At 52.4% G+C, this 20575-nt stretch carries 15 protein-coding genes and 3 tRNA genes; 8 read left to right on the plus strand and 10 right to left on the minus strand.

The features are described 5' to 3' along the window. Positions 1–108: 108 nt before the first annotated feature. The 4 genes from L0M99_RS02685 to L0M99_RS02700 all read left to right on the plus strand — a co-directional run bounded on the left by L0M99_RS02685 (position 109) and on the right by L0M99_RS02700 (position 3562). Positions 109–795 (plus strand): DMSO/selenate family reductase complex B subunit, encoded by a 687-nt coding sequence (locus tag L0M99_RS02685; RefSeq protein ID WP_024059062.1) that lies wholly within the window; start codon positions 109–111, stop codon positions 793–795. Between the two features lie 40 nt (positions 796–835). Next, positions 836–1843 carry a dimethyl sulfoxide reductase anchor subunit family protein gene (locus L0M99_RS02690; protein WP_238127647.1) on the plus strand — a complete coding sequence of 336 codons (1008 nt, stop codon included), beginning with the start codon at positions 836–838 and terminating at the stop codon, positions 1841–1843. Positions 1844–1853: 10 nt separating this feature from the next. Beyond that, positions 1854–2594, plus strand: a complete 741-nt coding sequence (locus L0M99_RS02695) for a TorD/DmsD family molecular chaperone (RefSeq protein ID WP_238127648.1) — start codon at positions 1854–1856, stop codon at positions 2592–2594. A 101-nt stretch (positions 2595–2695) separates the two neighbouring features. Beyond that, on the plus strand, positions 2696–3562 hold the full coding sequence (locus L0M99_RS02700; RefSeq protein WP_238127649.1) for a hypothetical protein: 867 nt from the start codon (positions 2696–2698) through the stop codon (positions 3560–3562). Between the two features lie 178 nt (positions 3563–3740). On the opposite strand, the gene L0M99_RS09900 is transcribed toward L0M99_RS02700, so the two are convergent. From L0M99_RS09900 to L0M99_RS02720, 4 genes are all read right to left on the minus strand, one after another. Then, positions 3741–5747: a SpaA isopeptide-forming pilin-related protein gene (locus L0M99_RS09900; RefSeq protein ID WP_238127650.1), complete on the minus strand. Its 2007-nt coding sequence runs from the start codon at positions 5745–5747 to the stop codon at positions 3741–3743. 162 nt (positions 5748–5909) lie between these two features. Beyond that, positions 5910–5986, minus strand: a tRNA-Val gene (locus tag L0M99_RS02710). Between the two features lies 1 nt (position 5987). After that, positions 5988–6058, minus strand: a tRNA-Cys gene (locus L0M99_RS02715). A gap of 41 nt (positions 6059–6099) precedes the next feature. Beyond that, positions 6100–6172 (minus strand) — tRNA-Gly (locus L0M99_RS02720). Between the two features lie 223 nt (positions 6173–6395). On the opposite strand from L0M99_RS02720, the gene L0M99_RS02725 reads away from it, so the two are divergent. Then, complete coding sequence (locus L0M99_RS02725) at positions 6396–7310, plus strand: SPFH domain-containing protein (RefSeq protein WP_024059067.1); 915 nt, start codon at positions 6396–6398, stop codon at positions 7308–7310. Between the two features lie 67 nt (positions 7311–7377). Continuing rightward, the gene (locus tag L0M99_RS02730) at positions 7378–9708 is read left to right on the plus strand and encodes a BCCT family transporter (RefSeq protein ID WP_238127651.1); all 2331 of its coding nucleotides are present in this window, start codon (positions 7378–7380) and stop codon (positions 9706–9708) included. 126 nt (positions 9709–9834) lie between these two features. On the opposite strand, the gene L0M99_RS02735 is transcribed toward L0M99_RS02730, so the two are convergent. Beyond that, positions 9835–10728 carry a hypothetical protein gene (locus L0M99_RS02735; protein ID WP_238127652.1) on the minus strand — a complete coding sequence of 298 codons (894 nt, stop codon included), beginning with the start codon at positions 10726–10728 and terminating at the stop codon, positions 9835–9837. A gap of 135 nt (positions 10729–10863) precedes the next feature. On the opposite strand from L0M99_RS02735, the gene L0M99_RS02740 reads away from it, so the two are divergent. After that, positions 10864–11568 (plus strand): DUF4191 domain-containing protein, encoded by a 705-nt coding sequence (locus L0M99_RS02740; protein WP_024059070.1) that lies wholly within the window; start codon positions 10864–10866, stop codon positions 11566–11568. A gap of 74 nt (positions 11569–11642) precedes the next feature. On the opposite strand, the gene L0M99_RS02745 is transcribed toward L0M99_RS02740, so the two are convergent. The 5 genes from L0M99_RS02745 to glgA all read right to left on the minus strand — a co-directional run bounded on the left by L0M99_RS02745 (position 11643) and on the right by glgA (position 19022). After that, positions 11643–12344: a histidine phosphatase family protein gene (locus L0M99_RS02745; RefSeq protein WP_238127653.1), complete on the minus strand. Its 702-nt coding sequence runs from the start codon at positions 12342–12344 to the stop codon at positions 11643–11645. A gap of 29 nt (positions 12345–12373) precedes the next feature. Continuing rightward, a complete protein-coding gene (locus tag L0M99_RS02750; RefSeq protein WP_238127654.1) occupies positions 12374–15508 on the minus strand; it encodes a bifunctional [glutamine synthetase] adenylyltransferase/[glutamine synthetase]-adenylyl-L-tyrosine phosphorylase in 3135 nt (1044 codons plus the stop codon). 2 nt (positions 15509–15510) lie between these two features. Continuing rightward, the gene (locus tag L0M99_RS02755) at positions 15511–16848 is read right to left on the minus strand and encodes a glutamine synthetase family protein (protein ID WP_024059073.1); all 1338 of its coding nucleotides are present in this window, start codon (positions 16846–16848) and stop codon (positions 15511–15513) included. 72 nt (positions 16849–16920) lie between these two features. Beyond that, complete coding sequence (locus tag L0M99_RS02760) at positions 16921–17709, minus strand: ABC transporter ATP-binding protein (RefSeq protein WP_238127655.1); 789 nt, start codon at positions 17707–17709, stop codon at positions 16921–16923. Between the two features lie 107 nt (positions 17710–17816). Beyond that, entirely contained in the window at positions 17817–19022 is a 1206-nt protein-coding gene (gene glgA, locus L0M99_RS02765) for a glycogen synthase (protein ID WP_238127656.1), read from the minus strand. A 270-nt stretch (positions 19023–19292) separates the two neighbouring features. On the opposite strand from glgA, the gene L0M99_RS02770 reads away from it, so the two are divergent. Further along, positions 19293–20528: a glucose-1-phosphate adenylyltransferase gene (locus L0M99_RS02770; protein ID WP_238127657.1), complete on the plus strand. Its 1236-nt coding sequence runs from the start codon at positions 19293–19295 to the stop codon at positions 20526–20528. Positions 20529–20575: the final 47 nt, after the last annotated feature.

Here is a 20575-nt window from a genome sequence, read left to right on the forward strand (position 1 = left end):
ATTAAACCTGTTTATATAGCCCACAAAAAAGTCACAACCACATAGCAATATATGGCAGCAAACCGGGCTGCCTGACGTATTTACCACAGTCTTTGCAAGGAGGACGCGATGGCCGACGATGCGATTCCTACTCCCAGCAGGAACAACACTTTAACTGAGCCTTTAACCAAAAAAGGCGCCAAGTATGGGTTTGTTTTTAATCAGAACCTTTGTAACGGTTGTAAGGCCTGCCAAATCGCTTGTAAAGATAAGCATGATTTGCCAGTAGGTATGACCTGGAGACGGGTAATTGAATATACCGGCGGTACTTGGAAAGTAAATGAAACTGACGGTACTTTCCGGCACAATGTTTTTAGTTACTACACTTCCGTAGCGTGCAACCACTGCGAGAACCCGGTTTGCGTGCAGGTATGCCCGACTACCGCTATGACCCAGCGCGAAGATGGCACCGTCTATGTAGACCAATCTAAATGCGTAGGTTGCCGCTACTGCCAATGGGCTTGCCCCTACGGAGCTCCCCAATTGGATGCCCGCAGCGGACATATGTCTAAATGCGATTTGTGCTATGACTATCGCAGCCAGGGACAGAATCCTGCCTGTGTGGATGCTTGTCCTACCCGCGCTCTTGGTTGGGGCCCCATTGAGGAACTGCGTAAGGAATTCGGAGATGAGGCAGGAATCGCCCCGTTGCCGGATCCATCCATCACCGAACCGCACCTGGTAATCAAACCGCACCGTGATGCCCAAGACTGGGATAAAGGCAGCGGCATCATCCAAAGTCCTAAAGAGATTTAGAATCTGAACATCTTATTCACCCGCTAGGTTAAGGAGCATCATGCATATCGGCGAACTGCCCATGATTATCTTTACTACTGTCGCTCAAATGTCAGTAGGGGCATTTTGGATCCTGGGAATCATCCAGCTGATTGGTCGGCGGGCAGGCGTTAAACAGTCTGCAATCGACAGCCTGACCAACGCGGGGTTGTACGCAGCCGGACCGCTGCTAATTCTGGGATTCTTTGCCGCGTTTTTCCATCTGAACGATCCCTTCCATGCACCCTATACCCTGTTGCACCTGGGATCATCTTGGCTCTCACGCGAACTGATCTCCGGAGTGCTCTATGCGCTGTTCGGACTGATCTTTGCGCTCACTCAATGGTTTAACCGTTTTAGTCGTACCGTTAGAGATATATTCGCTGCTTTAACCGCTATATCTGGTCTTTGCCTAATAATTTCCATGTGCGGGGTTTACTACTTTACCGGTACCGTTCCCGCCTGGAATACCTGGTTTGTTTGGGTCAGTTTCTTCTGTTCCGCTTTATTTACTGGCTCCTTAGCAGTAGCGATTGCCCTGCTAACCACTTGGCGAATGAAACAGCGCGGAGCCAGTGAGAAAAAATCGGATGCCGCCAGCAAAGGCTTTAAAGCTGCTTTGCGACGCGGCCTGTTTCCTCCCGGAAAGCTTCCAGAGGGCTTAATCGAATTAACCAAACGTTCGATGCGGCTTACTACTGGGATCGCCGCTTCTGCCGGCCTAATTATCTTGATGTCCTACGCGTTCTTTATGACGCAATTGGGACTAGGCAGCCCGCTAGAACGGCAAGTAGCCCATAATATGACCGCACATGGCTATCTACTGATCCGGTTATTGTTACTGGTAGTTACGATTTTGCTGATAGCTCTGGTACTGCGCAGCTATATCTCGGATGCCGCTTACCCCAAGCGTTCCCTGGTGATCACACTTTGGGTAACCTTCCTCCTTGCCTTCGCGACTGAGTTGATCGGGCGAGGGCTACACTACGAAGGTTTGGTTCGCGCAGGCATCAATACCTTATTGGGATAGCATTAAATCTATGGACCCAAAGGTACTAGATTCTTACGCTGCTGCTTTTTGTATCCTGGGTGCCCTGCATCTGAACCCTCCCGATGAGGGCGTGGTCAAAGATTTTCTATCAATGACCGATCAGTGGCCACTCCCCCTGACCTCAAAGGGCACTCAGGCTCTAGCAGACCTGCGTAGCGAGCTAGCTGCTAACCCCAGTGAAGAGGATATCTATACGCTCTGGTCAGATCAGAACACTCTGTATGGAATCACCGGTAGCGCCCAGCTACCTCCGTTTGAATCGGTACATCGCTGTGATGATGGTTTAGTATTTGACGACGAAACCGTGCAGGTTCGCCGTTATTATGGCGCCATGGGTTTTCAGGCTCCCCACCTAGGCCAAGAACCTGATGACCATATCGGACTGGAGATGGACTTTGTAAGCAAATGTCTGTTAAAAGCCGCGGATTGTTTCGCAGGCAGAGATCAAGAACAAGGAGAGCAGACAATGGGGGTACTCTGTGGCTTTAGCGGCGAGCATCTGCTAACTTGGGCACCCGATTTTTGTCTCGAGGGCGAAAAACTTGCAAAAACCCAATGGCTCCGCACGGTCTTAATCTTGTCCGGACAGACGCTTTCACAATGGCAGCAAGAGCTAGTTACTGCCGGTTATGAGCTAAAAATTGCCCCCAAGGTGCGTCCTCCCCAAGAAGTCTCCTCTGGCCCGGTCCCAGTTCCGTTAACTCGTCGCCTACCCGTAGAGGATAGTTAGTTTTGCTTCCTGGTGGTTTTTCGTCCTTGCTCCGTTGGATTAGCGCGCAAGACCCTATAAACACCCTAGTTATTAGGTGCGAGTCTCTCCCGGGCGTCAAAGTGGGAAAGAAAGATGCCCTTCTGACCTGGCAGGGATGCTTAGGGGAAAGCTTCCACGCTGATTTAGGGGCGCAACTGCTAGCTAGCGAGGTTCAAAGTCTGCAGATTTTAGGATGCGCGCAGTGCGCTAGCAGCCTAGATGATAAGTTAGCAGCGGCCAGGACGCGACTCGGGTCATTAATAGCTACTTATTACCCCCCTAAAAAAGCTACCCGCCGTCCCCGAGAAGTCAGTTTAGATTCGGTGCCGCTGCCCCGCCGCCTCTTACTACCGGTGTCAAATGGTTCTCCGTTAGCTCTGGGAGCCTCCCACGCGGTTCGTACTTTCCAGGCTTACCATTTGCTCACTCAGGGGCAACGAATCGAAAACCGAGTAGTCAGCGCGATCCACTCCCCAGATGTTCCTGCCCGCTGCCTGTCACCGGAATCCCCGGCGAAAAATGACGCCTCCGAAAACTTTTTACCTTTACTGGAACGGGTAGATGCTATCCATGTACTGCGTTGCAATGCCTGTCGCTCGCAGATCCGTTTGTGCCCCGAAAATAAAGATTTTGACTTATCGGCAGCCGGCAGTAATTGGCATCGGCTCTGCCCCGCTTGCCGTTTGGCAGTCCGCTATTGCCCACAGCATTCTCAATCCGAGATTGCCAGCCAGCGTTCGCTAGAGATTTTCACCGCTTTAAAAACCCGGGAAGAGACGCAGGAACTAAGTGAATGTAAACGCTGCCGTAACCCGCATCTGTCTAGCGAGGGCGAGCTGTGCAAGCTTTGCAGCTATGAGGAGAAAAATCCGTTTTCGGCGGCGATGCCAAAAGAGGTCTTAAAGACCCTGCCCCCACAACTCCAAGAAAAGTTGCGTGGGGTCTAGCGCCTGGCTGCCGGGCAAATAATTAACGGGCTAATGCCCATTTTCTAGCCTGAGTAAGCTGCCCTAACTTCATCGGGACCCCGCCGACAAATAACAGATTTAACAACGAAATCGGGTGCCTGACATTTATCAGGCACCCGATTTACATTGCGTGGTTAGTCAGGCCGCAGCCTTACCGTTACTGCAGGTTCTTCTTCCGAGCTACGGTGAGGACTGCTCCTGCGACGAGCAAAATCACTGTCGCTGTCCACAAAACCGCGGCACCGGTCTTTGGAAGCGGCGGCGTAGGTGGAGTAGGTGGAGTAGACGGCGTAGGTGGAGTAGTTGAAGTAGGCGGAGTAGACGACGGTGTAGGTGGCTCCGTGGTTGGAGGAGGCGGAGTCTTGTAGTTCTTGACGTTAATATTTGCCGGGACTTGGGCAGACACCAACTTGCCTTCCGCATCCTTCTTTGCCTGAATTGGAACCTCGAACGGGATGTATTCGTTCAAGATCTTATAATCCTGAGGGGCGCTAACTTCGCGAAGAAGGTAATCGCCTGGCTCCAGGGCAGGCTTACCCGCTGGGGTGAAGGTGCCGTCCTCACCCGTAGTGAACGAACCATCTGCGTTGAATCCTTCCAGCACAACCTTACGAACCCGTTTGGTCTCGCAATTCGTTGGCGCGGCGTTAAGCATGTCCCCTAGCTCACCCGGTGAGGATGGGGTGCGCACTGGGCAAACGGTAACCTCTTCCGTATTGGTCAAATCTGGTTCCACGCCACACAGGGATGGCTTCTCATTCACCAGCTGATACAGTTCGAACTTTGCTCCTGCCAGCGCGGTGCCGTCCTCAGCTTGCTTAGAGAGATTGAACGTGCCCGGATTCTTCTTGTAAGTGAAATACATGTGCTGCGTATCTACGCCCGGTGTCTTGTGATAAGACAGTTCTAAGTTTGGCGCCTCGGACCTAACATAACCAGGCATATCCATGCGCCCGTCCTTAAGGATAGGCAGGTCGTTGTCAACGTATGTGTAGCCGGGGATATCCTTCCTCACCGAATCAAATGTCGGTTTGTAAGGAATGTTCTTATCCCCGTAGGGCTTGAACGTTTGCGACTCGCTATCCCAATTCATCATTCTCAAACCGGAAACCGACGTCCAGTTTCCTGGTTGTCCTACGTAAAACTCGTACGGGTAGCTGGCCAGTGCATAACTCCCGGAACCATCTTGGAACTTAACCTCTCCCGGATTCTCCACGACCCCAGCGAGCTCGGGGTAGATGTCGGTGATGCTCTGTTTCGCCATGACAGGCGCCAGTTGTTGCTTTTCCAGACAGGGAATGGTGGTGTAGGTCGATCCCTCTAGCGGGCCGGACCAAGAGGCCAGGAGCCGATTCGGAATCTTTGCGTTGTCCTCTACCTTCTGTGCTGCCCGGTATTCAGAATCGAGAACGTAACGATAGTCGGCGGAGGCGGGAATGCTCACGTACAGGCCGTTTGCCTTCGCGCCAATCGATCCACCTTGCGTATCACCGGTTGAACCGGTACCAATTGACATCCCCGCGTGATCTCCATCGGCGGGCAGGTAAGCGTCCCACTGGAACGTGTGGACTTCATCATTATGGAACTCGTCGTCGAACACGATATGCGCCGGTTCGAAGAAATCGCGCGGGTTATTGTTACCCAGGTGTCTCCAGGACCCGTCCTTGTTCTTCACCACCACGCTATCTTGACTGGACGGGTCATACTTTTCGGCGGGTACCGGTTCGCCATCCATCGTAAAATTCTCAACCGGCTTCCAAGTGTAAGGATCGTTGTCACTTCTTCTGGTGTACTGCCACGTCACTCCAAGACGGAAATCCCGCGTCGGAGCCATCTGAGGATCCACGTTGTTGTACTTGAATTTCATGGTGGTTCGCACGCCATCACAAGGATTAAGCTTCGCTCTGAAACCGAAGTGCGAAAGCGGCGTGACTTCCTTCGCAGCAGACCTTACGCAGCCATCTCCGGGGTCACCCGGCTTCCAGTCTTTGTCAACTTGCCCGTGGATCCACTCAAAACTCAGATCGTAATCGGGAAACGGCCTTGCGGCTGCCTGCGCTGGAGAGGAAGGAATGGCATTAATAACCAACAGGCTAATAACCACCAATGCGCTCAAGGCGAACGCGAGCCCTTGTTTCAGACTTATAGATCTCGAAGTAGTCACGAATCCCACCTTCAAACTGTTTAGAGCTTTGCCCTTCGGACGCCGACCAATCGGATAAGGAACATAGAGACATCCTAATTCGGACGGATACACTAACATTATATTTCTATAATAGAAAAAGTACAACAAACAGAATCAGCGACTCTTACTGAATAAGTCTAATGGTGGGCGATACTGGACTCGAACCAGCGACCTCTTCCGTGTCAAGGAAACGCGCTAACCAGCTGCGCCAATCGCCCGAGGTGGGTACGGGATTCGAACCCGTGTACACGGCTTTGCAGGCCGCTGCCTAACCACTCGACCAACCCACCATAATCAAAGAGCGCCGCGCTTGGCGACGCCCTCTAAATCGAGCGGATGACGAGACTCGAACTCGCGACCCTCACCTTGGCAAGGTGATGCTCTACCAACTGAGCTACATCCGCGTTGCGTATGAAAGTATATCTATAAAGACCTAGGGATTACCAAACTGACTTTGCGTGGGTCTGCTCACAGCTACTTTAAGCTGGGATTTTAGGCTTTGGAAACTTTTCTGGCAGTAAAAACCGTAGCTGGATAGCTTTTATATTTTTCAAAGCGCGAACCCAAGCGGGGTTGATATTCTATAACTGTCCACCAAGCCGGGGCTATTTGTAGGAGGATTCACCAATGACCGGGATTGTAGGTAGCGGCACGCTGATCTCAATACTGCTATTAGTACTGATCGGGTACCTGTTGTACTCCGCGATTTTCATCGTTAAACAGCAGACCGAAGCGATTATCGAACGCTTCGGAAAGTATAGGCGTGTTTGTACCCCCGGCCTAAACATTAAGATTCCAATTATCGACCGGATCGCCAAAATTGTAGAACGCAGGATCCAGCAACTAGATCTGGTAGTAGAAACCAAAACCAAAGATAACGTGTTTGTAGCGATCCCGGTTTCGGTACAGTTTCAGGTACAAGATTCGGCCGCATCATTCTATTCCCTGTCTAACCCTGCCCAACAGATCACTTCCTATGTATTCGACCGGGTACGTTCTTCCCTATCCCAGTTGAACCTGGATGAAGCTTTTTCTTCAAAAGACACGATTGCTCAAGAGATTGAGATTTCTTTGGGAGAACAAATGGCACGCTACGGTTTCCGGATCGTGAACTCACTAGTTACCGATATAAACCCCGATAAGCGAGTCCGCGATTCTATGAATTCCATTAACGCTGCTCAGCGTGAGCGAGAAGCTGCTATCCAACTAGCAGAAGCCGATAAAATCAAGCTGGTTAAACAAGCTGAAGCCGATGCCGAGTCTAAACGCCTCCAGGGTGAAGGCATCGCTCTCCAAAGGCGCGCCATAGTGCAAGGATTGGTAGAACAATACGAATCCTTACGGGACGCTGGTATTGGTGACCAGGCACAACAGATTCTCTTGATGACCCAATACTTTGATACCCTGGCCGAGGTGGCAAAGTATTCAAACACCCAGACCCTGATGTTGCCGTCTAATCCCAGCGGGGTCACTAATACGATGGAGGAAATCCGCACATCTTTAGTGGCGGGCTTAAAAGCAGCTGGCCAACAAGTTAAATAAGGCAACTAGCCGCGCAATGCGGTGGCAATAGTGGCAGTTTAAGAAGAGATAACGAATAAAACCAAGTATGACTGAGAATAATAAAGACAATCGCAAACAGCCCATAGAAAACCGACCGCACGGATCTAGACATCCAAATGGAAAGCACCCCGGACGAGGGGAAGAGCTGCGTCAGCTTCTGGAGAAATATGATCGCCGAATTTCCCAGTTAGAACGATCCGATCGCGACCGTGTTCACCGGTTCGCGTCGCACAGTGAACACCCGCGCAATACGCTTTCCCATCATCCGGTCTCCAAGAGAACAGCTACTACTTCCCCTGCGAAGCCCGCAAGCAAAACTAATCCCGAGCCCCCCAGGCAGTCGCACCCCAGTGCCTGGAAGCGTGGAACCCGGATCGCCAAAGAGCAAACCCAAAATCTGTTACATAAAGTTCCCTATCCTCATGGAATGCATCCGGCATTGGTTCGCGGTATTGCCATTGATGAGCAAATCATCAAGTACCGAACTGACAAGGTGGTGTTCTTATGCACCGGCACCTTAGTTCTCGGGTTTATTCTGTGGGGACTTATCTCTACCGATTCTCTGCGCAGCGTATCCGAAGTGGTCTTGCAATGGGTGGTAGACAATACCGGATGGTTATTCTCTATTCTGGCAGCCATTATTTTGCTGTTTATGATTTTCATAGGGCTTTCGCGCTATGGAAATATTCCTTTGGGCAGAGATAACGAAGAACCCGAGTATTCCTATGGTTCTTGGATTGCCATGATGTTCAGCGCCGGCATGGGGATCGGGCTGCTATTCTTCGGCCCCTATGAGCCGATGATCTATTTCACCAATCCTGCCCCCCATTCCAACGCTAAACCGGGAAGCTATCAGGCACTCAATGATGCCATGTCACAAACGATGCTGCATTGGGGGCTCAATGCCTGGGCGATTTACGCCCTGGTGGGTTGCGCTATCGCTTACGGCACCTACCGACGCGGACGGGTACCTTTGATTTCTTCCATTTTCGAGCCCCTGCTCGGACACAAATTTGCTCAAGGTGGGATTGGAAAAATAATCGACATGTTGGCGATTACCACCACCCTCTTTGGTACCTGTGCCTCCTTGGGTATGGGAGCCTTACAGATTGCCCGCGGCGCCGAGCTAGTTACCGGCATCGGGAAAATCGGTAATGCCGGTCTGTTCCTGATTATTTCGGTGCTAACAGCAGCCTTCATCGCTTCAGCGGTCTCGGGAATCTCGCGCGGAATCCGCTTGCTCTCCAATATCAACATGGGGCTAGCCTTGTGCCTCATGGCGTTCATCTTCTTTGCCGGCCCAACCGTGTTCATCTTGAACCTGATGCCTTCCACTTTGATGAACTACTTATCCGATTTATTTGGTTTGCTTTCTACCTCTCCTTCCTTTGGGCCGGAGGCAGGACAGTTCGTTTCGGCCTGGACTGTCTTCTACTGGGCATGGTGGATTTCTTGGTCTCCTTTCGTAGGACTATTCATTGCCCGCATCTCGCGTGGCAGGACTTTACGTCAGTTTGTAACCGGAGTATTACTTGCCCCCACCCTGGTATGTTTGATTTCCTTCTGCATCTACGGCGGAACCACCATGTATATGCAGATTCAAGGTACAGACATGCCGGTAGAAGAAGGGGCAGAAGTGATGTTATTTGCCCTACTCGGAAATTTGCCGCTCAGTAAAATAACTTCAGTAATCGCCATGATCTGCTTGGCTATTTTCTTTATTACCTCTGCCGATTCTGCTTCAGTGGTAATGGGTTCACTTTCTCAGCAGGGTAAACCGGTTCCGGATCGTAAAATCACGGTTTTCTGGGGGCTCTGCCTGGCCGGTATCGCGGTAGTAGGCATGCTCGTTGGCGGTCAAGACGCCCTCCAAGGAATGCAAAATTTGATTATCGTAACCTCCTTGCCGTTTGCGATTATTGTGGCCGCCATGATCATCGCCCTCTTACGAGATCTATCGCGGGATCCTTTCACCATTAGACGTAATTTTGAACGTTCCGCGCTTTCTAAAGCAGTAGTAGGCGGCCTTAAGAGCTATGGTGATGATTTCAAGATCGTAGTGGTTCCCACTAAAGAAGGAGAGGGAGCGGGTGCAGATTTTGATTCCACCGCCCCTGAACTCACTGAATGGTATCGGCGCACCGATACCGAAGGTAATCCTATTGATTATGACTATTCCTCCCAGACTTATCTAGATAAGCATGGCAACCCGGTCTATTGGGACGAAGAGGAAGAAACCTATAAAGATCCCGAGGGACATCCGGTTCCCTCAGATAGCGTGGAGGATTCCTCAGTCGATCCAGAAAGCGGAACTGAGGAAACTATTTCAGCACCGGTTGATTCTGCTACCGAGACTGCCCGGGATAGCAGTAAGTAGCTGTTTTATTTCTGGCGAAGCACTGGACAAAGCGGCTTACCGGCTTGGCCAGACGCCAACCGCCCCCTAGATACAACTAGGGCGCGGTTGGCACTGCTAACTCACACAATGACTCAACGACAGGTTTTAGTAGCCTACCGCGAGCTGCCAAGAACCTAAGGCAAGTAAGGCCACTGAAGCTGGCGGTATCATGCGACGCAACCACAGTTTCCAGGCGGCGACAGGCTCGGTGAGAATCTCAATATCCCCAAAATCGGTCTGCTCACTGGCCTTGGTCTCCCGCTTGGCCTTGGCTTTTAGTCTCTCCCACATGGGTTTAACCAGATAGGTTTCGCTGTCCGAGGCGGGCGCACTTGCGGGCGCCGGAGCGCCACCAGCCGCTCGGGGCGGCGAGCCTGTTTTTTCTGTCTCAGTTTTTGGGGCAAATACCGAGGGCGGGGCTGCCGCAGGTTTTGCTGCAAACGAAGCTTTCCCCGGTAAAGCCGGTCTTACGGCAAGGGAAACTGCCCGGGGTTTACCTGCCGGCTTGAGCAAAGGGCTTTTTACGTTTAAGTCGGTTGCGGGGCTGCGCACTGCCGTCAGATCTAGGCTGGGGTTTAGGTTTGTTTGTGCTGACGGATCAGATACAGCAAATTTCCCGACACTATTAGCCCTGGCAATACCGATTTTTCTGGGTGCGGTCGCGATCCTAAGTCCCGTTGTTTTTGCCAGCTTTCCGTCAGGCGCTAGCGCCCCCAGTCCCCTACCACTTTTTAATTTTGCGGTTTGGCTATTTGTATTAGCCGCTAACAGATTTTGGGGATAGTCGGGTCGCAGGAGCCAGTTTTTTCCCTGGTCATCAAATATCAAGTGGGGACAGGGAAAAATAGTTCTCCCCTGCGGTACTATCAGTTTTAATAACGCCGCTTGCTCAGCGTCTACCGCCAGGGCTATCCAGTTGCTACCGGCGGCGTCCACGATATTTTTTTGCTTACTTCGCTGCGGACAAGTCGGATTGTTTAGGGCATGTTTAGTTTCCATGTCTCCACTAAAGTGCTTTGATCCTGATTTGTCACTGCTATATCCACGCTCGCCAGTAACATTTTTCCCAACTTTGCTTTGGGGATAACCGCGCAATATACGATTTACGCATTTTTTCGATAGGCTTAGAGCATCATGGCTACACAAAATAACCCACAGAAAAAGAAGCACTGGTGGAACAACTTCGCGGATGTTTACCGCGTAACCAAACGTACCTATCCGTGGATCGGGTGGGCGATGCTAGCCGTCCTGTTAGCGGTTCCTTTGCTAGTGCTGATAATCTGTCTACTCACCTCGGTGAGCATAGGACGCACCATCTTCTACATCATAATTGCAGCCTCGGTAGGAATGCTGCTGGCGACTACCCTGCTTACCCGTATGGCTAATAACGCCATGTATAAGCAGCTAGAGGGAGTTAAAGGAAATGTGTACGCAATTTTGCGTTCTATTAAACGCGGTTGGATAGTCGAAGAAGAACCAGTAGCTTTTAACCGCAAACAAGACCTGGTGTATCGCTTGGTAGGCAGGCCAGGGATTGTGCTTATTTCCGAAGGCCCCTCCTCGCGGGCTGCCGAGCTGCTAAATGAGCAAGAACGCAAGTGTCACCGAGTGGCACCTTCGGTACCTATTCATAAGATCCAGGCAGGGCAAGGGAAAAATCAGGTTCCGATCTCCAAGCTCCTTAAAACTATTAATCATTTGAAGAAAGAGATTAGTAAGGACGAGGTTCCGATTGTGGGACAACGGCTGCAGTCTTTGCAAAATAAAGCCTATCGTCTCCCCGGTGGAGTCGATCCCAACAAAGCAAAGATTAACCGCCGGATGCTGCGCGGAAAGTAAGCGATATAGCCGCACCGGATAACGGTTCCCATAGGACGCTAGTAAGACTAGCTCGGCAGGTTATCGCTTGCTTCCTATGCTTTTTTAGGAGTCCCGAGTACCTTATCTAGTAGCTCTTTCGAGGGACGCAGTTCAGTTACACTCTCGTCTACTTCCCAGTCTTCTACCGGACGCGAAGACCAGATCTGAGCAGAAAAGCTCCCGGGTTCGCCCTCGAAAACCGTTAGCGAAGCATTGGAAACAGGTTTCGTAGCAGCCAGCGCGAAAGTAATCTCCGGGCTATTCATATACGACCAATAGCGAATAATCGCGCCATGAGCGACAATTACCGCGCACCCATCAGCACCGACCTCATCTGCAGCCTGTGCGACCACCCGGTTAAAACGTGCCAAAATTTCTGCGCCGCTTTCTGCCCCCTCCATCCTTACCTGGGTATCTCCCTGCATCCAGGCTCCGATAGTACGCACATATTGTTCAACTGAAGCCAGGTCACTGGCCATTTCTAGTTTTCCCGCCTGCACTTCATTGGCGCCCCCGTTTTGTATCCGGGTTAGGGCGAATCGTTCTTCCAGAGGGCGAGCCGTTTGGTGGGTGCGAATCAGATTCGAGGTCACGATAAGTTGGGGGTCAGGCAGACCGAGTTCTTCCCAAGTCTTTACCGCTGCTCGTGCCTGCCGCTCCCCCTCGGCATTAAGGGGCGAACCCGGCTCGGCAGTATCCAGGGCTCCAGTAAGATTTGCGCTAGTTTGCCCATGACGCATCAAAACCAGTTTCATCTGTTCCTCTTTCGTCCTATTTGTGCATTTTAAGAATTGTAAAATACCCTCTCCATGACCGCACGAGCGCGGCGAGCCTGCCGTAAATAGTCTTCTCGCAAATCGTTCTCTTTGCCGGGAGCATATCCCAGCAATCGCGCCAGGGCATAGCTAGGAGCAGCAGCGGTAGGTAGGTAATCCAGTTTATTGCCACTCATTCGATTCGTAACCAAGACATTTCCGCACCGGATTCGGCATGCCAACTTCCAGGCCTGCGTCAAAACCTTTAGATCGGCATCCGACAGCATTCGTTGTTCACCGGCTACCTTTAAGGCTTCCAACGTTGACGTTACCCGCAACTGCGGGCAAGAATCCGCTCCCTGTAACTGCAATAACTGGGCAACCCACTCCACGTCACTTAGTCCCCCCGGCCCCAGTTTTACATGCAAAGATGCGTCCTGACCGCCGGGAATTCGCTCATTTTCCATACGGGCTTTAAGTAGACGTATTTGCCGGATACCGCCTTCACTAACGGGACGTTCATAGCGAATCTGATCAATAGTATTGGCGAAACGCGTGATTAGCTCCTGGTCGCCACAAAAAGCGCGCGCACGTAGTAGCGCCTGTATTTCCCAAGGCTCAGCCCAACGTTCATAGTAGTCACCCAGAGCCGTTAAGGAGCGAGAAAGCACTCCATCCTCGCCCTCGGGACGCAGTCCGTAGTCTATTTTCAAACTGGGGGCAGTAGCTGGCCGATTCATTTCTTCTTGCAGCCGCGTCGCGAATAGGACGGCAATCCGGGAAGCCTCGGGGGCGGATAGTTTAGCGTGAGACCGCAAAGTAGCACCAGGAGGAGTATTTTCCGTCCGCGGTGCCGGTATTGTTGCCACTGCCCCCGGCTCGCTCCAACGCGGATCAATTAACGGAGAATGTACCACTAGCAGATCAGCATCGGAGGCATAAGCAGATTCGCGTCCTCCCCCTCTGCCCATCGCCACTAGAGCAATCCGGGGAATAGCCTTCTCTTTAGCCGATAGTTCGCGCAGGATTACTTGGCTGGCGGCAGCAATGGTGGCATCGTTAATATCAGTGATGGCCGCCTGGGTAGAAATAGGATCTAAATGGTTAACCACATCGCGTAAGGCACAACGCAGTAATTCTCGCCCCCGGGTTTGGCGAATCAAATCTATCGCTGCCGAACTGTCCCGGTGACGCCGCGACAAGGCCTCCATTTCGGCATAAAGTTGAGCGTAACTGCGGGTAGCGAGCTTTTCATCATCGTCTAACCACTGCACCGCTTCCGGTACATGTTCAAGACGCTGAGCAATATAGGGACTGAGCGACAAAATGGTACACAGGCGGTGGGCAACCCGGGATGAATCCCGCAACAGTCCCATATACCAGTGGGATTTCCCAATTGCTTCCGAGAGGCGACGAAAACGCAACAAGCCCGCATCGGGAGACGGCCCCTCAGCCAACCAACCGAGCAGCACCGGCAGAATATGGCTCTGGATTTGACTGCGCCGAGAAACCCCGGCGGTCAGAGCAGCAATATGCCCTAAAGCTCCGCGAGTGTCCCGGTATCCGGCCAAGCGGAGGCGATCGGCTGCCGCCTGGGGATTGAGGGCGGCCTCGGCTTTGGACAGCCCCGCGGTTGCCGGCAGCAAGGGGCGGTAAAAAATATCTTGTTGCAGGGCACGGATCTGTGGTTTCAGCTTTTCCCAATAACTGGTGAGTTCCCCGCTCTTGCCAAAACGTTCTTGACGCAAAGACCTGCCCACCCGGCGCTCATCTTCACGATTTTGCGGGAATAAATGGGTACGCGCCATCCGCTGCATTTGCATCCGGTGTTCGACAACCCGCAAGAACCGGTAGGCGTCTGCCAACTGCCGGGCAGGATCCCGGCCGATATATCCGCCCTGGGCGAGAGCGTCTAGCGCTTGTAGCGTGGGGCGCACTCGCAGGTTCTCATCGGTGCGTCCATGCACCATTTGCAACAGTTGTACCGAGAACTCAATATCGCGCAGCCCGCCCGGCCCCAGTTTAAGTTCTCGGCCAGCTGTAGGGCTAGGGATTGATTCTTCTACTCGAATCCGCATTGCTCGAGTGTCGCTAAAGAAGCCTTCCCGCTCGACTGCTGTCCACACTAGCGGCCATACTGCCTGCATATAGGCATCTGCCACTCGGGGAGATCCAGCTGCCGGACGCGCCTTTAACAGCGCCTGAAACTCCCAAGTTTTTGCCCATTTTTGGTAATACTTGGCGTGAGCAGCTACGGTGCGACAAGTAGCTCCATCTTGCCCCTCCGGGCGCAGCGCTAAATCTATTGGCCACAGCGGCATCTCGATTCCTGGCCCAGAGCACCCGGCCGAAATACCGATTGCTAAGCGGGAAGCTACCTTAAGAGCCTCTTCTTCATTGAGACTGCCATTTTCAGCCGGCTCAGCCACATAAATCAGGTCGATGTCACTATGATAGTTCAGCTCTCCCGCGCCGGTTTTACCCAGGGCAATCACCGCGAAATCTACCTCGCCTGCGGGATCATATTTTCCGCGTGCCAGGGCGAGGGCTCCTTCTAAAGTAGCGTCGGTTAGGGCGCTGAGTTTTCCGGCTACTACGGAAAAGAAAGCTAAAGGATCGGGATGCGAGGCGTCCTCCGCAATTATTTGTAATAGCTGGGCGCGGTAGGCGCGGCGCAGATCATTGAGATTACTTTCCGGAGCTATCCAGGTATCATTGCGGATTTCTTGGGCATTAACCGCCTGTAAAATTTCTTGGCGCACCTGGGCGCGGTAGCGCTCAATAAAATCTAGTTCCTGACGGACTTGATAGCGTTTACCATCCCAATACACCTCTGACTGTGAGGCTTCTAGCTGTGACAGGAGCTGCGGATGGCTAATCAGGTAATCACCTGCAAAACGAGAAACTCCGCAAATAGCTATCACCAGGGCGCACTGGCGAGGATTCTCCGCCAGGTAGTCTCCCGTCCCCTCTATCGCCTCTAACAGATTGATTAAGCACACTAACACCTGGTCGGGGTGGGCAGAGGCTGACAATTCCCGCCAAAAGTCTTCATTTTGTACTAGCGGGGCAAAGACCGGGCTACTTACCCAGCCTTCGGCGCGCGCTACTTCGGTAACCCCGCTAGAGCGCAGGCGCGAAGCGAGACTAACTCTCCTAGCCATAGCTATACTCGCAAGAACTTTGCGAGTTCTCCCCGGGTTATCTGCGCCGAGTATTCGCGCCATTCGCGTTCTTTATTCCGCAGCACATAGGCAAAAACTTCCTCCCCCAATACCTTGGCCATGAACTCGGATTGGCGCAGCTCCGACACGGCTTCTTCTAAAGTTAGAGGTAGGGCGGGGATTCCTTGGGCGCGGCGTTCCTTATCAGATAGGCGCCAAACATCGTCCTCGGTTTCTAGAGGCAGTTTCATTTCTTTTTCAATCCCATCTAGTCCCGCAGCCAGCAGCGCGGCATAGGCTAAATAGGGATTAGCGGCCGGATCGGTTCCGCGATATTCGATGCGGGCATCGCCGGCTTTTTCTGGTTTATACAGCGGCACCCGCACCAGCGCCGAGCGGTTGTTGTGTCCCCAACAGATATAGGAGGGCGCCTCCGAGCCTCCCCACAAACGTTTGTAGGAGTTGACGTGCTGGTTTACTACCGCCGAGTATTCACGCGCGTGAGAGAGCAGCCCGGCGGTAAAAGCCTGTCCGGTGGCAGAGAGCTGATAAACATCGCTGGCACCATCGTAAAAAGCGTTATGCTCGCCCTCGAAAAGTGACATATGGGTGTGCATTCCGCTGCCGGCCTGCCCCGCCATGGGCTTCGGCATGAAGGTGGCCACCATCCGGTCTTGCATCGCGATCTCTTCAATCAGGATCCGGAAAGTCATGATGTTATCGGATCCGGTCAGGGCATCGGAGGCGCGCAGATCGATTTCGTTTTGCCCCGGCCCGTTTTCGTGATGCGAAAACTCTACCGAAATTCCCATTTCTTCCAGCATTGCCACTGCTCGACGGCGAAAAGAGTTGTCTCCCCCGTTAGGCACATGGTCAAAATAGGAAGCATTGTCGATAGGACGCAGTGGCTCATCCAAGGAAGTTGGTGGCTGCAGCAGGTAGAACTCAATTTCGGGGTGAATATTGAAAGTAAAACCAAGATCGGCGGCGCGCTCTAATTGCCGCTCTAGTACGCGGCGAGGATCGGACCGGGCGGGCTGCAGATCTGGAGTATAGACATCGCAAAACATTCGCCCGACTTCGGCGTCCTCGCCTCGCCACGGCAAGATTTGAAAAGTAGAGGCATCGGGACGCAGCAACATGTCAGATTCGTAGACGCGAGTAAAGCCCTCAATGGCGGAACCATCGAATCCGATTCCCTCGTTAAAGGCGTCCTCAAGTTCTGCGGGGTCAATTGCCACTGATTTTAGGGAGCCAGATACATCGGTAAACCACAGGCGAATGAACTTTACTCCCAGTTCCGCAATCTTTTGTAGTACATCTTCTTGCGCTGAGTCCACGATTCTTTCCTTACTGTTTACCAATATTTGGGGTTTAAATTTATTTGTTCCAGCTAGGACGGTTACCGGACACTACCGGGCGTGCGCCCACCAACGTCCGTCATCGCTGCGTCCACATTTTAGTGGCAAACTAAATGCTTCTGAAAGCTTTTCGCTGGTCAGAACCTGATCGATATCGCCGCTAGCCATGATTTTACCTTCCTTCATCAAGGCTGCGCGATTAAAGGATGCCGGTATTTCTTCTAAATGGTGGGTGACCATCACGATCTGTGGTGACTTTGGATCCGAACTGAGCTCATCGAGAGCGGAAAGTAAAAGTTCTCTAGCCTGCAGATCCACCCCCGCTACCGGTTCATCCAAAAGTAGGATCTCCGGATCAGCCATTAGAGCCCGAGCAATCAACACCCGCTGGCGCTCCCCATCGGAAAGCGTAGCTATCTTACGGTCTTGGAGAGCTGCCACCCCGAATAATTCCATCAGGTTTGTACGGCGCTGATAGTCGATATCTTCGAAATCTTGATCCCGTCCGCGCACCATAGTGCCATAGGCGGCGGAAAGAATCAGCGCCTTGACGGTTTGTGAGCGCGGGATTACCCGCAGCGCCGCCGTTGAACACAGCCCCACCCGCTCATGCAATTCTTGCACCGGTACTGCCCCTAGACGTTCCCCTAGCACTTTGGCTTTCCCACTGGAGGGATAGCTACGCGCAGCTAGAATCGATACTAGAGTGGTTTTCCCTGCCCCATTGGGGCCGAGGATTACCCAGTTCTCGCCCAGTTTGGTTTTGAAGGAAACATCCTGAAGGATCGGGTTTCCTCCACGCGAAAAACTGACGTGTTTTAATCGGAGCAGAGTATCCATATGTCCCATCTTAACCAGTGTGCTTGCCGATAAGTGGCGGGGGCGAGCATCTTCCCCAAAGTGCTCGCCCCCGCTGCAGCTAGCAGACTTCTAGCTGCGTATTGGCTCTATAACAAAGAGCGGTATAGTTCCACAGTTTTATCGGCAACAGTCTGCCAAGAAAATTTTTCTTCCACCCGTTTACGTCCAGCTTTACCCATTTTCTTGGCCAGCTCGGGATTTTCAACCAGCTTAGTGATGCGCTCGGCCATATCCCGGTGGAATTTATCTGGATTCGTGGGGGTACCGCTGCCGTCAGTTAACTGTTCGATCGGCACTAGATAACCGGTCTCGCCCTCGGCAATACAATCGGGAATCCCACCGGTAGCAGTTCCTACCACCGGCAACTCCATTGCCGCGGCCTCCAAATTGACAATCCCCATCGGTTCATAAATCGAGGGGGTAACAAAAACATGCGCTGCCGACAAAATGTTGACCAGCTGGTCGTGCGGGAGCATCTGCTCAATCCAGATGATTCCGTTACGCTCCGCTGATAATTCGTCAACCAACTCGCGTACTTCTTTTTCAATCTCCGGGGTGTCGGGCGCCCCGGCGCATAGCACTACTTGAGAATCTGCCGGAATCTGTTTGATCGCCTGCAAGAAGTGTGGCAGACCCTTTTGGCGGGTTATCCGCCCTACGAAAACCACCGTCGGTACATCCGGGTTAATGCCGTACTTAGCTAGGGTTTGGGCAACCGCTTCCTGGTCAGCAGGTAGCGCCCAATCGCTTAGATCCAAACCATTGTGGATAACATGAACCTTATCCGGGTCTATCTGCGGATAGGCACGTAAAATATCTTCCTTCATCCCGTGGGAAACCCCCACCACCGCATCGGCTGCTAGGTAGGCCGTTTCTTCTGCCCAGGATGACAGGTTATAACCGCCACCTAATTGTTCTCGTTTCCAAGGACGGAGCGGCTCTAAAGAGTGAGCCGTCACCACATGCGGAACCTCGTACAATTTCTTTGCCCAGTGACCAGCCATATTGGCATACCAGGTATGAGAATGCACCAAGTCGGCCCGGTCGCAATGCTGCGCCATCTGTAAGTCGATCCCCAGGGTACGCAGCGCGGCGTTCGCTCCGTCCTGCTTGCGGCAATAGTCGTATCCGGTAACCTGGATTTTCCCGCCACTATCGGGACGGGAGCCATCGAAACAATGTACCCCCACCTCAATTCTTTCCGCCAGCACCTTTGCCAACTCAGTTACATGGACGCCAGCGCCACCATAGACATGTGGGGGGTACTCACGACTCAACAAATCGACACGCATCTGGGGATCCTTTCCTAGGTGACCTTTAATTTTGCCGCTATCTACTAGATTAGTGGAATCGTGAAGGCGCGGGGCAAAAACGGGAAATCCTTCGCTCCTACCCCGCACCAAAAACGCTTATCCCGGGGAAAGTCTCTGCGCTGAATTCTGGGGCAAGGCAAAAAGCGGAAGACTAATATTTTGTAAATTCTACGTAAGCGGACTATTACCATTTAATTAATCAAGCTCAAATCCCCGCGCAAGCCCTGCAGCTTGGCATAAGCTGACGTCATGGGAAAAATTAATGTGTTAGCAATGATTCTGGCTGGCGGCGAAGGCAAGCGCCTGATGCCCCTTACTTTAGATAGAGCGAAACCGGCGGTTCCTTTTGGTGGAACCTACCGTTTGATCGATTTCGCGCTTTCCAATGTGGTGAACTCCGGTTATCTCCGCTCGGTGGTACTCACCCAATACAAATCGCACTCGCTAGACCGTCACTTAGCTACCACCTGGCGGATGTCAGACTTGCTGAGCAACTATGTTGCCCCGGTGCCCGCCCAACAGCGGCGCGGCAAGCATTGGTATTTGGGCAGCGCAGATGCGGTCTACCAGTCGCTAAATATTGTGCGTGATGAGAATCCCGACTACGTCCTGATTATTGGGGCGGACAATATCTATCGCATGGACTTTTCACAAATGGTAGATGACCACATTAAATCCGGCCTGCCGTGTACGGTCGCCGGGATTCGGCAACCGGTTGAACTGTCCAGCGCTTTCGGGGTTATTGATCAAACTAATGGAACGATTAATCGCTTCATCGAGAAACCCGATACCTGCGAGGGTCTGCCTGATGATCCCACCAAGTTCTTGGCGTCGATGGGTAACTACGTTTTCACTACCAAAGACTTGGTGGCTGCTTTAGAAGAAGATGCCAAGAATGAAGATTCAAAGCACGATATGGGTGGGGATTTGGTTCCCTATTTTGTAAAGCATGGCGGGGTTAACTGCTATGACTTCATTGAGAACGAAGTTCCGGGCGCTACCGACCGCGACCGTGATTATTGGCGCGATGTGGGTACGATCGATGCCTTCTACGAGGCCCACCAGGACTTGCTCTCAGTATCCCCAGTGTTCAACCTCTACAACTTTGACTGGCCGACCTACACAAAGCTAGACGCCTGGTTGCCCCCCGCCAAGAGCACTTTTAGTGACGAGAATCGCCGCGGCATGGCTCTGGATTCAATCGTGTCTCCCGGGGTAATTATTTCCGGGGCACGCGTGGAACGTTCCATGCTCTCTCCCCGAGTGCACTTGCATTCCTTCTCATCTGTGGACGGCTCAGTGTTAATGAATGGGGTAGATGTGGAACGCTCCGCCGTGATCCACAATGCCATCTTGGATAAGAATGTGCAGGTCGCCGAAGGGGTACAGATCGGCGTTGATCACGCTAAAGACCGCGAACGGGGCTTTACAATTTCCGAGGGCGGTATCACCGTAGTCCCCAAGGGAACTATCGTCGATCATTAAGCTAAAACTCTCTAAGTTGCTGGGGAGCACTTCTTTTGAAGTGCTCC

Source organism: Varibaculum cambriense (assembly GCF_022133705.1).
GTDB classification, from domain to species: Bacteria; Actinomycetota; Actinomycetes; order Actinomycetales; family Actinomycetaceae; genus Varibaculum; species Varibaculum cambriense_A.